Below are 12,779 nucleotides of genomic sequence, written 5' to 3'. Positions count from 1 at the left end.
GCACTCACCTCGAGAACAGCGTGATGGGATTGACGACGTCCGCGGTGATGGTGAGCAACATGAAGGAGCCACCGACCAGGATCACCGCGTATGTGAGGGGCATGAGCTTCAGGTAGTCGACGCGGCCCGGGTCCGGCTTGCCGAGCCGGGCGTACACCCACGACCGGACCCGCTCGAACCACGCGATCGCGATGTGCCCGCCGTCCACCGGCAGCAGTGGCAGCAGGTTGAACACCCCGATGAAGAAGTTCAGTGAAATGAACAGGAAGACAAGCATCTGCCAGACGCCGGCCTCCAGCGCCTCCCCGCCCAGCCGGCTCGCGCCGACCACGCTGATCGGGGTGTCGACATCGCGCTCCGCGCCGCCGATCGCGGCGAACAGGGCGGGAACCTTCTCCGGGATGCGCTGGATGGCGCGGACCGTCTCCACCGCCATCGTGCCGGTGAAGTCGGCGGAGGCACCGACCGCGTCGATCGGGCCGTAGGTGAGGGTGCCCGGGGTGGTCGGCAGCAGCCCCACGCCGAGCGCGGCCACCGGGCCGACGGGGCCCTTCGGGTCGTCCAACGGCGGTCGCCGCATCTCGCCCATGGTGACATTCGCCACCCCCGGGCTGCCATCCCGCTCGTACCGGATGGTGACCTTGTCGCCAGGCTGGGCGCCGCGCAGCGCAACGAGCAGGTCGCCGTAGTTGGTCACCGGCTTGCCGTCGAACGAGGTGACCCGGTCGCCGTCGCGCAACTGGGCGACCCCGGCCGGGCTCGCCGGATCGCCGGGCTGGCATGCGGTCCGCGCCGGGTCGGCGGGCAGACACGGCCCGACCGCGATCACAGCGGGCTCCTGGCGAGCCTCGGCGTCGGTGTCCGGATACGCCGGGTTCGGCAGGCCCACGAACATCGCCGCCATCCAGGCGCCGATGATCGCCAACGCGAAGTGCGCCGCCGACCCGGAGGCCATCACGACTGTGCGCTTCCAGACCGGATACCGCCACATCACCCGGTGCTCGTCCGCGGGGTCGACATCGTCGTCCTGCGGCGTCATTCCGACGATCTTGCAGAAGCCGCCGAGCGGGATGCCCTTGATCCCGTACTCCGTCTCACCGCGCCGGAACGACCAGAGCGTGGGGCCGAAGCCGACGAAATACTTGGTGACCTTCATCCCGAACGCCTTGGCGGTCAGCAGATGACCGGCCTCGTGCAGGCTCACCGAGATGAGGATCCCCAGGGCGATCACCACGACCCCGAGCACGTACAGCATCAATGTCCTTCCACCGAACCCGAGATGAGTTCCTGCGCGTACCCCCGCGCCCAGGACTCGGCGGCGAGCACGTCCTCGACGTTACCCGGTTCGGCGAAATCCGGAGTGTCCTCCAGCACCCGCTGGAGGGTGTCGACGATGCCGAGGAACGGCAACCGACCGGCGACGAAGGCCGCCACGCACTCCTCGTTCGCCGCGTTGTAGATCGCCGGCCGGCACCGGCCGGCCTCACCCGCCGCCTTGGCCAGCGCGACGGCCGGGAACGCCTCGTCGTCCAGCGGGGCGAACTCCCAGGTGTGGCTCGCCGTCCAGTCCACCGCGGCCGCCGCGTCGGGCACCCGGTCCGGCCAGCCCAGGGCCACGGCGATCGGCAGCCGCATGTCCGGTGGGCTGGCCTGCGCGATCGTCGAGCCGTCGACGAACTCGACCATCGAGTGGATCACCGAGGTCGGGTGAATCATCACGGTGATGTCCCGGTACGGGACGTCGAACAGCTCGTGCGCCTCGATCACTTCCAGGGCCTTGTTCACCATCGTCGCTGAGTTGATCGTGACGACCGGCCCCATGTTCCAGGTCGGGTGGGCGAGCGCCTGCTCCGGTGTGACGTCGGTCAACTCGTCCCGCCGCCGGCCCCGGAACGGTCCGCCGCTGGCGGTGACGATCAGCCGGCGCACCTCCGACCGGCTGCCCGACCGCAGGCACTGGGCCAGGGCCGTGTGCTCGGAATCCACCGGGACGATCTGCCCCGGCCGCGTCACCGCGGCCTTCACCACCGGGCCGCCGGCCACCAACGACTCCTTGTTGGCCAGGGCGAGGGTACGCCCGGAGCGCAGCGCCGCCAGGGTGGGCGCCAGACCGCGGGAGCCGACGACCCCGTTGAGCACCACGTCACACGGCCACTCGGCCAGGTCCGTCATCGCGTCCGGGCCGGCGAGGATCTTCGGGATCTTGAACCCGCCGGTCGGGTAGCCGCGCTTCTGCGCCTCGGCGTAGAACGCCAGTTGCAGGTCCTGCACGGCGGACGATTTCGCCACGCCGACCACCTCGACACCCAGTTCCAGCGCCTGGGCGGCCAACTCGGCGATGTTGCCGCCCCCGGCACCCAGCGCCACCACCCGGAACCGATCCGGGTTGCGGCGGACGATGTCCACCGCCTGGGTGCCGATCGAGCCGGTGGAGCCGAGCAGGACGAGATCACGGGGAACGGTCACGCCACCATTGTCCCCGAGCGCCGCTGACATCCCTCGGCAGCCCGCCCATGATCAGTTGACCGGGTCGGCGGCGTCCTCCGTCGCGACGGACTCCGTTGTTTCGATCTCCGCCGTCCCGGCCTCCGCTGGCTCGTCGTCACGCAGGTCGGCCTCCGCCGGCTCGTCGTCGAGCAGCTCGGCCGGATCGATGGAGAACTCGAAGGGTTCCCGCATCACGAAGGTGTTGCCCGCCGCCGCGGCGGCCACCGGCCGATATTCCCCCTCGACCAGCTCGAACAACGCGATCGCCGGCACCCGGTTACGGAGATCAACCCGGAGGAAGAAGGGCACACCGGCGGCGGCGTACTGCCGAGGGCGGTCGATCACGTCCTTGCGTCGCGTACCAGCGGACACGACTTCCGCCAGCAGGACCGCCTCGGTGATCTTCACTGACGAGCGACCACCTCCCGGCGCGCGGAGGACGGCGATATCAGGGATGAACAGGTCGCTACCTGAGACGACATTGATCTCTGGATAGACCCAGTAACCGGCACGACGAGCCGCCCGATGCAAGACGTAGGGCAGCTCTCGTTCCACCGCTTGGTGGTCCGTTCCCGCATGTGGTGTCACGATCACGCTTCCGCTCAGGACCTCGATCCGGGGGCCATTGGTCTCCGGTAACAGATCGAGGGCGAGGCGGGCCGTCCACGGCTCATCGTGCCAGCGCAACGCGTCGAACGACGGCTCGCCCGGCTCCGGCGCCGGATCCGGCGTGGTCACCGGCTGTGCCATCCCCATCACCCCCTGCGCGGGACATCCTGCACCGCTCAGCCTATCGCCGCAGCCCCGCTCGGGCTGGCGTCGCACACCGAGTGCGACGCCGGCGCCCGGCGGCCGGCCGGCGGCGGGTGGCAGGCGGCGGGCGGTGGTGTTGACAGGGGGCCCTTTCCTATATGGAAAGCGATAACAAGGGGGCCTTCCTCGCCACGAAGGCGTCCACCTCAGCACCGTCGTACCAGTCTGTGCGGCGGCCGAGCGGGGTCATGCCGAGCCGCCGGGTCACCGCCTCCGATCGGGTGTTGCCGGGCCAGATCACCGCGTAGATCTCCGGCAACCCGGCCGCGAAGCCGCGCACCAGCGCACCCCGGGCGGACTCGGTGGCGTAGCCGTGCCCCCACGAGTCCGGGTGCAGGTGCCAGCCGACCTCGACCTGATCGGTACGCGCCATCCCGGCTCCGGGCATCGGCAGCAGCAGGACCGTGCCGACAGCCAGGCCGGTCTCCCGGACCCGGACCGCCCAGATGCCGTACGGCGGGCCGTGCTCCGCGTTCCGGGCCCGCCAGCGACGGATCCGGCCGGCCGCCTCGACCTCGTCCGCGAGCGGCGGCGCGCCGCCACCCAGCCAGCGGATCACCTCGTCCCGGGAGTACGTGTCGAGGAAGCGCGCCACGTCGGCCGGCTCCTCGGTCCAGTCGTCGACCACCAGCCGCTCGGTTTCGAACACCGCCATGGCCGGCGAGCATAGTGAACAGTGGCGGGACCGCCTCGCCGAGCCGGCCGGCGGCGTCGGGCCCCGCGCCGGGGACGCCGCACCAGGCCGGGGGCCGGGGCTCCCCAGACCGGGGACACCGCCCCAGACCGGGGACGCCCCAGACCGGGACGCCACCCAGACCGGTGACGTCCGCCACCACCGATGGGCCGGATCGACCGGCGTCCCCACGCATGCCGCTCGGCGACCCGGGGAATGGGATCACCGTGAGTGGTGCGTGGAAGTCGACCAAACAAATCGTGAGCACCGCTTTCCGGCCGGTGCGGGGACGGGACCTCTCCCTGCACGCGGCGGCGATCACCTTCTTCGGGGCGATCGCCGTGGTGCCGATCGCGCTGCTCGCCATCTGGTTGACCGGGTTGGCCGCCGGAGCCGACCGGGTGCGCCGGCTCTCCTCGTACGCCATCGAGACGCTGCCCACCGAGATCGGTGCTCCCCGGGCGGTGGCCGCCCTGGTCGACGCGGGGTTGACCCTCACCCCGTTGCTGGCGCTCGCCTCGGTGCTGCCCGCCTCCCTGTACGGCGAGGGGCTGCGCCGGGCGATGGTGTCGGTGTCCCTACGGAAGGAGTCGGGCGCCCTGGTCGGCTGGCGGGGGCGGCTGCTTCTGCTGCCGCTGCTGGCGCCGGCCCCGGCGCTGCTGCTGTCCATCCTGATGGCCCTGCCCACCACCACCCGGCTGGTCCAGCAGGGTGGCCTGGCCGGCGCGCTCGGGGTGGTGCTCTCCTTCCTGGCCGTCTGGTTGGTGCTGACACCGGTGCTGCTCTGGGTGTTCCGGGTCGTCGGACCGGCCTCACCGGACTGGCTGTCCGCCCTCGGGATGGGCTCGTTCACCGCGGCGAATCTCTCCGGATTCCTGCACGGCTTCGTGCTCTTCTGCTCGCTGCCGCTGGACCTCGGGGTCCCGTTCGGCGGCTTCGACGAGATCGGCGCCGGGGTCGCGGTGCTGCTCTGGCTGTATCTGTTCCACGTGATCGTGCTGGCCGGTTACTCCGCCACCCTCGCGTTGAGTCGCTGGCGGGCCACCCGGACCGCCGCCCGGACCGATGACCCGACGACCGACGACCGGCCCGCCGACGACGGACCCGCCAGCCAGCTCGACGACCGGCCCGCCGAGCCGCCGGCCAGCCGTCCTGAGCCGGCCTGAGCCGGCGTCGGTCACAGCCGGGCTGGCAGCGCGGGATCGGCACGCGCCGCGGAATCAGCGACAGCGGCCGACCCCGGGTCCGCCGACTCCCGGATGCCGTAGCGGCGGTAGAACCGGCCCAGCGGGCCCGGCGCCCACCAGTTCCACCGGCCGAGCAGCCGCATGGTGGCCGGCACCAGTAGCACCCGGACCAGGGTGGCGTCCACCACGACCGCCACGACTATGCCGATCCCGATCATCTTGATGTACGACATGTCGCCGGTGGCGAAGCCGGCCACCACGATGATCAGCAGCAGAGCGGCGGCCGTGATGATCCGGCCGGTGTGTTGCAGTCCGACCGCGACCGCGGAGGTGTTGTCATGTCCGGCGTCCCACTCCTCCCGGACCCGGGACAGCAGGAACACCTCGTAGTCGGTGGCCAGGCCGAACAGCAGGGCCAACATGAGGATCAGGTTGCTCGGCTCGATGAACCCGGTGGGGGTGAACCCGAGCAGCCCGGAGAGGTGTCCGTCCTGGAAGATCCAGACCACCACCCCGAACGAGGCGCCGATGGAGACCAGGTTCATCAGCACCGCCTTGACCGGCAGCAGCACCGACCCGAAGGCGAGGAAGAGCAGCAGCAGGGTCGCCGAAGCCATGATCAGTGCCATCCAGGGCAGGTGGGCGCCGAGGCTGTCGACCAGGTCCGCGTCGGCGGCGGGCCGGCCGCCGACCAGCACGTCCGCCCCGGCCGGGGCGGGCAGGTCACGGATCGCCCGGACCGCGTCCTGGGCCACGTCGCCGGTCGGCTGCCCCTGGTACGCCACCGAGAGCAGCGTCGAGGATTCCCCGGTGGCCGCCACCTGCACCCCGGTCACCCCCGGCAGTTCGGCGACCCGGGTGGCGAACGCCTGAGCCCGCTCGGCCGGGACACCGGAGACCAGGACGTCGATCGGGGCGACGGTGCCGCCCGGGAAGTCGGCGCGAATGGTGTCGGCGACCACCCGGGGGGTGGCTTCCGCCGGCATCACCCGCTCGTCGAACCCGCCAAACTCGGTACGCAGGAACGGTCCCGCGAGCCCGCCGAGCACCAGCAGCACACCGACCAGCACGAGCACCGGCCGGCGCATCACGGCCCGCGCTATCCGGGCCCAGGCGCCTCCGGTAACCAGCGCCGCCGGCCCGGTCCGGCGCGCCGCACGCCGGCGCCCCGGCAGGCGTACGCGGGCCGCGTCGATCCGCGGGCCGAGCACCGCCAGCAGGGCCGGTAGTACGGTGAGTGAGGCCAGCATGGCGACCAGGACGGCGGCCATGCCGCCCAGTCCCATCGACATCAGGAACACCTGCGGGAAGATCAACAGGCTGCCCAGGGCGAGCGCGATGGTGAGGCCCGAGACCACCACGGTGCGACCCGCGGTCACCATGGTGCGGCGGAGTGCCTCCGGGGTGTCCCGGCCGGCGGCCAGTTCCTCCCGGAACCGACTGACGATGAACAGCGCGTAGTCGATGGCCATGCCGAGCCCGAGCAGCGTGATCACGTTGATGGCGAAGACCGACACGTCGATGACGGTGGTCAACAGCCGGACCGCGATGAACGCGCCGAGGATCGCCAACCCGCCGACGAGCAACGGGGTGACCGCCGCGACCAGCCCGCGGAAGATGAGCACCAGCAGCACCAGCAGCACCGGAACGGACAGCATCTCGGCCCGGACGATGTCCCGGGTGGTCTGCTCGTTCGCCTCGTGCAGGAACGGCACGGTGCCGCCGACCTCGGTGCGGACGCCCGGGGCGTCGAGCGTCGGCCGAAGCGCCTGGTACGCGGCGATCCGCTCGTCCTCGTCGGCCGCCGCGAGCCGCACCAACGCGTAGGTGGCCTTCCGATCGGTGGCCACAAGTGTGGGCGCCTGGGTTTCGTACCAACTCGTCACGGCGACGACCTCGGGACGCTCCCGAACCCGCTGGAGGGCGGCCGTGACCGGGTCACGGAACGCCGGTTCGTCGGCCATGGCGGCATCGCTGGAATAGAGCACCAGGATGTCGACGTCCTGCCGGCCCAACTCGGCGGTGATCCGTTCGGCGGCCCGGTGCGCCTCCCGCCCCGGGTCGTCGAAGCCTCCCCCGGTGAGCTGCCCGAAAACCCCGACTCCCCAGGTCACCCCGAGCGTCACGAGCAACGCGGCCACGGCCAGCACGGCCCACCTGAGCCGCACCACGGCCCCTCCCCACCACGCGAACATCACACGCCCCCCGTCAGCGGCTAGAGTCGGCATCTGTGATAGCTACTCAGTAGCGTGAACGTCGTTTACTCTTGCAAACGACGTTCTTCTCAGTCAAGGGGGTTCTCGGATGACTGTCCCGACCCGGCGGGAACGCCTGCGTACGGCGACGGTCGCCGAGATCAAGCAGGCTGCCCGGCGGCTACTGGTGGACGGTGGCATTGAGGCCGTCTCACTACGCGCCATCGCCCGGGACATGGGCATGACCGCCCCCGCCATCTACCGTTACTTCCCCAGCCTGGAAGCGCTGGTGGTGGATCTGGCCGGCGACCTGTACGACGAGCTGCGCACCGCCGTCGAGGCCGCCCGGGACAGCGCCGGCCCGGACCCGGCCGCACAGCTACTGGCCATGGCCCGAGGCTTCCGACGTTGGGCGCTCGAGCACCGGGCCGAGTTCGGCCTGGCCTTCGGCCCACCCGTTCCGGGCATGGCCGAGTTCATGGCCCGATGCGTGGACGAGAACCACCCGGGCGCCCGCCTCGGAGCCACCTTCATCGCGCCCCTGCAAACACTGGCCGAGAGCGGAACACTCCGCTACCCGCCGCCAGAAACGGTCGGCCAGGGCTTCACCGAGCAACTCGGCCCGCTACGCCAGCGGGTCGTCGCCGCAGACCTTCCCGCCGAACTGGCGTACGTCTTCCTGGCCTGCTGGACCCGGCTCTACGGATTGGTCGCCATGGAGGTCTTCAACCACCTCGACTGGGCACTCACCGAACCGGTGGCACTGTTCGACCGCGAGTTGGCCGGCATGGTGCGCGATCTCGCCGCACCGCCCGTCCACCCGCCGGTAGCGCCCACGCAACCCGGCTAGGCTGCATCCACATGGACGCTGAGCTGCCCACCCGGGCGGACGTGGTGATCATCGGAGCCGGGCACAACGGTCTGGTCTCCGCCGTGCTGCTGGCCCGCGCCGGCCTCGACGTGCTGGTGCTCGAGGCCGCCGACGTGATCGGCGGTGCCACCCGCACCGAACGTCCGTTCGGCACCGTGCCCGAGCTGCGCCACTCCACCGGCTCGTACCTGCTCGGTCTGATGCCGCCGGAGCTGCTCGCCACGCTCGACGTACAGATCCCGGTGCTGCGCCGCGACCCACACTACTTCCTGCCCACCCCCGGACCGCTCGGCTCCCCGTACCTGCTCTTCGGCGCCGACCGGGCGGCCACCCGGGAGCAGCTCACCGCGTTCTTCTCGGCCGCCGACGTGGCCGCCGACGACGCCATGCAGGCCGAACTCGCGGCCCTGCGGGACGACCTGGCGCCGGCCTGGCTCGCCGAGCCGCTGCCGGTCGAGGAGACCGCCGAACGGTACGTCCGGCCGGCCCTTCGACAGCACTTCGTCGACCTGGTCCGCGGCTCGGTCGCCGACTACCTGGCCCGCTTCGACTTCCGCTCCGAACTGCTGATCTCGATGTACGCGGTGACCGACGGGCTGTCCGGGCTGACCGCCGGCCCCGATGACCCGGGCACCGGGCACAACTTCCTGGTGCACAACATGTGCCGGCTGCCCGGGTCCGACGGCACCTGGATGATCGCCGAGGGCGGCATGGGAACCGTGTCCCGGACCTTCGCCGACGCGGCCCGCACGGCCGGCGCCCGGATCGTCACCGGCGCGCCGGTCGACGCGGTCACCCTGGACGGCGGCGCGGCCAGCGGTGTGGTGCTCGCCGACGGCAGGTCCATCACCGCGCGGACGGTGCTCGGCGCCTGTGACCCGTACCGGCTGATCAACCTGTTGCCCGACGGGGCGCTACCGGACGCGGTGGCCGACCGGCTGGCGACCGCCCGCCGCTCCGGCACGACACTGAAGCTCAACCTCGCGCTGCGAGACCTCCCCCGGTTCTCCTGCCTGCCGACGGACGCGGCCAGCCCGTTCGGGTCGACAATCCATCTGCTGCCCGGCTCGGCCACGCTGGTCGCCGGCGCGGACGCCAGCGCATCGCCGATGGCCGCGCTGCGGGGCATGTGGGCGGACGTGCGGGCGGGTCGGTTGCCCGACGAGCCGACGATCGAGTGGTACGTGCACACGACCGTCGACCCCTCGCTGCGGGACGCCGCCGGACACCACTCGTCGGCGCTGTTCGTCCAGTCGGTGCCGTACCAGCCGGCGGGCACCACGTGGGACGAGGCGCTGCCGGGGTACGTGGAACGCCTGCTGGCCATCTGCGAGCGGTACGCGCCAGGCACCGCCGACCTGGTCACCGAGGCCGTGCCACTCACGCCACCCGGAATCGAGGCGCACTTCGGCATCTCCGGCGGGCACATCCACCACGTCGACAACACGATCTCGTTCACCGACCGGATGCCGTACGCCACCGGGATCGACGGGGTGTACGCCGGCAGCGCCGGCTGCCATCCGGCCGGGAGCGTGATCGGCGCTGCCGGACACAACGCGGCCCGGCGCATCCTCACCGACCTCGGCCGTTGACAAGGACCCCCGCATCAACGCGCCGGACCCGCCGTCGACCGGGTACGACCTGCTGTCCTCACGTTTCGTGACCGCGGACGAGCTACGTTGCTTCCTGCGGGACTGCTTCGCGGTGACCGACACGGAACTGTTCGTCGGTCACGGCGCACGGCTCGACGACGACCTCCGGGACGTGGGGGACGAGGTGCGGTTCGCCGCGTTCTGCACCTACGAGGAGGGCACGGGGGACTTCGCCATGCGCCTCAGCGTCGGGATCGAGGGCCGCCTCGTCGCCCGCGTCGACCGGCTGGAGTTCGCCCGCCGGTTCGCCGCGCGGTTCGACTCGTACCTGCTCTACGGCGACAACGAACCCGAGCCGTGGCTGTGGACGGTGATCCGGCCCGACGGCGACCGGCTGTACGCCGTCATGGCCGGTGACGAGGACCGGCTCCGGCTGGAAGCCGCCAGCGGCCCGATCTCCGGTCTGCCCCGGCTCCGGGTGGACCCGCGCCTGGGCCCGCCGACGTACGGCAGGTGGTATCTCGACCACGACCGGTCCCCGAAGCGGTAACGGCGCGGCGGAGTCAGCCCACGGTGACCGGGGTGCCGGCGGCGGGACGCCGGGCGGCGGTGGTTGGGGCGGGCGTCAGCCGGCGGTGGCCGGGGCGTCGGGCGGCGGTGGTTGGGGCGGGCGTCAGCCGGCGGTGGCCGGAGCGTCGGGCGGCGTCGGAACCTCGGCGTCGGCCCGGCGGGCACGGATCTTGTGACCGACCCCGGTCAGGCAACGGCCGCTGGACAGGTCGAACCGCCACCCGTGCAACTGGCAGGTGAGCTGATCACCCTCGACGATGCCGAACCGGGTGAGGTCGGCCTTGAGATGTGGGCAGCGCCGCTGCACCACCCAGTCGCCCAACCGGATGTCCTCCGCGTCGCTGGTCCGCTCGTGTTCGTCGTACCACCCCTCGGCGTACTGCAGCCGCTCCTCGGAAAGGCACTTGAAGAAGGCGTAGACGAACTCGTTGTACTGGCCGATCCGGGCTGCGGAGAAGCGGCAGGACAGGAAGAGCGAGTTGACCCAGTCCACCTCACCGATGTGCAACAGGTGCTCGATCAGCGCCCGCTCGGTACGGAACCGGTAGCGCACCTTCTCGTCGGCGTACGGCCGCACCTGCTTGCCCGGGAAGTCGACCACGATCGACTCGATCGACTCTCCGTCGTAGCTGACCAGGTCGAACCGGACCGGGCCGCCGACCCCCTTGGCCAGATAGATCGACTCGTCGAGCAGCGGCTCGATCCGGCGCTGCATCTCCTTGAGTACGTCGATGTCGGGATGCCGCCACGACGCCTTCTCCGCTTCGATGATCGGGCGCTTGCGCTCGCGCATCTCCTCGAGGTGGGCGACCTTGTTGGCGAAGAACTCGTCCACCGGCACCGGATGGTTGGTGACGCAGTCGTCCTGACTGACCTCCGCCACGCTGCCGGGCAGCAACACGACCCCGTTGGTGCCGCCGACCTTGGCGTACTCCCGCATGAAGACCGACTGGTCGGGGAAGATGTTGCCCTCGTCGCCGAAGATGTCGTTGAACTGCCACAGCTCGTCGTCGAGGAAGCACGGCGGCCCGGCGATCGGGAAGACGTACGACGCTTTCAGGTCGTCGATGTAGCGCCAGGTGCGGTCGAACTGCCGGTCCCGCTTCTGCTTGCCGAACGCGGTCTTCGCCGCGTTGGGAAGTTCGTACACCATCGGGTACCAGATCGCGCCGGAGAACTGGAGCAGGTGGGCGTGCACGTGGCCCAGCTCGGCGAAGACGCTGAGGTCCGACGGGCGGGCGTCGTTCTGGTTGAGCAGCCGTACGCCGTCGTACTCCACCCAGAGCGATGAGTCTCCGATCGGACCGTCGGTCGGACTGGTCAGCGCCTGGATCATGACCTTGAGCCCGCCGTCGAGCTCCGTCACCTCGTTGCTGACGGTCTTGACGAACCTGGTGAAGCCCAGCTCACGCAGCTCGTCCTCCAGCTCGGAGGTAGGGTACTCGGGCAGCAGGACCGTGGCCTTCTTGCTGATGAAGCGCCTCAGGTGCGCCGCGTCGAAGTGGTCCCGGTGCAGGTGCGAGACGTACAGGTAGTCCACCTGGCCAAGCGACTCCCAGTCCAACTGTGAGTTGTCGGGAAACGGGAACCAGGAGGCAAAGTAGGCCGGGTTGACCCAGGGGTCGCACAGAATGCTGCCCGCGGCCGTGTCGATCCGCATGCTGGCGTGCCCGGTACCGGTCAATCGCACCGCAGAGTCCCCCTCGCGCGACGATTAAGGCGTACGTGGGAAACCTACAGGAATGTCGAACGGCGTCCGCCCGCGACGCCGACAGTACCCGGACGCACCAGGCGGCCGGCCCATGGAGCGGTCGCGCTGCCCAACGCGGCCCGAGGGGTACGGCGCCACCCCGTTGCAGCCCTCGTCGACGTGTCGCGCCCGCGTCGGGACGGACCCGATTCGTCGGCCCCGCCGGACCGACCGATCGCTCCCGCGTCGGGGCTCCCGGCCGGCCCTCCCGTCGGGCGTGCCAGACTGATCGCAGATCCGATCGCGAGGGAAGGACCGACAGTGGCAGGAAGCGAGCCGGTAACGTCGCCAGATCAGCACAAGCCGGGGCACCGGAAAGCTGGCCGGATCGGCGCCGTGGTCACGGCGGTGGCGATGCTGCTCATGCTGTGCGGCAACCACGAAGGCAACGTCGAGAACATCTGGCTGATCGGGATCGCCGTCACCCTGCTGGTCATCGTCATCGGGGATGTCATCCTCCGGCGTAACGGTCTGCGTTCCTGACCGGTCCCGGCAGCGGAACCAATACCTGACCGCCCTCCGCCGCCCTCCCCCGCTCCCCCGGCCCCCCGCTCCCCTGCTCCGTCGATCTAGGGCAGATGGTCGTGAGTTGATCTCTAATCACGACCATCTGCCCTAGATCGACGGGGAGGGGGACGGAG

Annotated in this window: 11 protein-coding genes; 5 read left to right on the top strand and 6 right to left on the bottom strand. The window is 70.8% G+C overall.

The features are described 5' to 3' along the window. Window positions 1-4: 4 nt before the first annotated feature. The 4 genes from ACFQUZ_RS27915 to ACFQUZ_RS27900 all read right to left on the bottom strand — a co-directional run bounded on the left by ACFQUZ_RS27915 (window position 5) and on the right by ACFQUZ_RS27900 (window position 3,955). Window positions 5-1,255 (bottom strand): M50 family metallopeptidase, encoded by a 1,251-nt coding sequence (locus ACFQUZ_RS27915; protein ID WP_377447474.1) that lies wholly within the window; start codon window positions 1,253-1,255, stop codon window positions 5-7. Further along, a complete protein-coding gene (gene dxr / locus ACFQUZ_RS27910) occupies window positions 1,255-2,466 on the bottom strand; it encodes a 1-deoxy-D-xylulose-5-phosphate reductoisomerase (protein WP_377447472.1) in 1,212 nt (403 codons plus the stop codon). Before dxr ends, ACFQUZ_RS27915 begins: the two co-directional genes overlap by 1 nt. A 51-nt stretch (window positions 2,467-2,517) precedes the next feature. Then, window positions 2,518-3,237 (bottom strand): Uma2 family endonuclease, encoded by a 720-nt coding sequence (locus tag ACFQUZ_RS27905; protein WP_377447470.1) that lies wholly within the window; start codon window positions 3,235-3,237, stop codon window positions 2,518-2,520. 157 nt (window positions 3,238-3,394) lie between these two features. Next, a complete protein-coding gene (locus ACFQUZ_RS27900; RefSeq protein ID WP_377447468.1) occupies window positions 3,395-3,955 on the bottom strand; it encodes a GNAT family N-acetyltransferase in 561 nt (186 codons plus the stop codon). A gap of 212 nt (window positions 3,956-4,167) precedes the next feature. Here ACFQUZ_RS27900 and ACFQUZ_RS27895 point away from each other — a divergent pair, with 212 nt between their 5' ends. Beyond that, complete coding sequence (locus tag ACFQUZ_RS27895) at window positions 4,168-5,139, top strand: YhjD/YihY/BrkB family envelope integrity protein (RefSeq protein WP_377447466.1); 972 nt, start codon at window positions 4,168-4,170, stop codon at window positions 5,137-5,139. An 11-nt stretch (window positions 5,140-5,150) separates the two neighbouring features. Here the strand turns inward: ACFQUZ_RS27895 and ACFQUZ_RS27890 are convergent, their stop codons facing one another. After that, entirely contained in the window at window positions 5,151-7,331 is a 2,181-nt protein-coding gene (locus ACFQUZ_RS27890; RefSeq protein ID WP_377447464.1) for an MMPL family transporter, read from the bottom strand. A 133-nt stretch (window positions 7,332-7,464) separates the two neighbouring features. On the opposite strand from ACFQUZ_RS27890, the gene ACFQUZ_RS27885 reads away from it, so the two are divergent. The 3 genes from ACFQUZ_RS27885 to ACFQUZ_RS27875 all read left to right on the top strand — a co-directional run bounded on the left by ACFQUZ_RS27885 (window position 7,465) and on the right by ACFQUZ_RS27875 (window position 10,368). Next, the gene (locus tag ACFQUZ_RS27885; RefSeq protein WP_377447462.1) at window positions 7,465-8,205 is read left to right on the top strand and encodes a TetR/AcrR family transcriptional regulator; all 741 of its coding nucleotides are present in this window, start codon (window positions 7,465-7,467) and stop codon (window positions 8,203-8,205) included. 11 nt (window positions 8,206-8,216) lie between these two features. Further along, the gene (locus ACFQUZ_RS27880) at window positions 8,217-9,818 is read left to right on the top strand and encodes a phytoene desaturase family protein (RefSeq protein WP_377447460.1); all 1,602 of its coding nucleotides are present in this window, start codon (window positions 8,217-8,219) and stop codon (window positions 9,816-9,818) included. Between the two features lie 67 nt (window positions 9,819-9,885). After that, complete coding sequence (locus ACFQUZ_RS27875; protein WP_377447458.1) at window positions 9,886-10,368, top strand: hypothetical protein; 483 nt, start codon at window positions 9,886-9,888, stop codon at window positions 10,366-10,368. A 123-nt stretch (window positions 10,369-10,491) separates the two neighbouring features. Here ACFQUZ_RS27875 and ACFQUZ_RS27870 read toward each other — a convergent pair whose 3' ends face one another. After that, window positions 10,492-12,078 carry a Rieske 2Fe-2S domain-containing protein gene (locus ACFQUZ_RS27870; RefSeq protein ID WP_377447457.1) on the bottom strand — a complete coding sequence of 529 codons (1,587 nt, stop codon included), beginning with the start codon at window positions 12,076-12,078 and terminating at the stop codon, window positions 10,492-10,494. 321 nt (window positions 12,079-12,399) lie between these two features. Here ACFQUZ_RS27870 and ACFQUZ_RS27865 point away from each other — a divergent pair, with 321 nt between their 5' ends. Beyond that, entirely contained in the window at window positions 12,400-12,621 is a 222-nt protein-coding gene (locus ACFQUZ_RS27865) for a DUF2631 domain-containing protein (protein ID WP_377447455.1), read from the top strand. Window positions 12,622-12,779 lie beyond the last annotated feature (158 nt).

The organism is Plantactinospora sp. GCM10030261, from assembly GCF_042666615.1.
In the GTDB taxonomy this organism is placed as follows: domain Bacteria; phylum Actinomycetota; class Actinomycetes; order Mycobacteriales; family Micromonosporaceae; genus KBS50.
The sequence above is the reverse complement of the archived record's forward strand: the minus strand, read 5'-3'. Positions and strand labels throughout refer to the sequence as shown.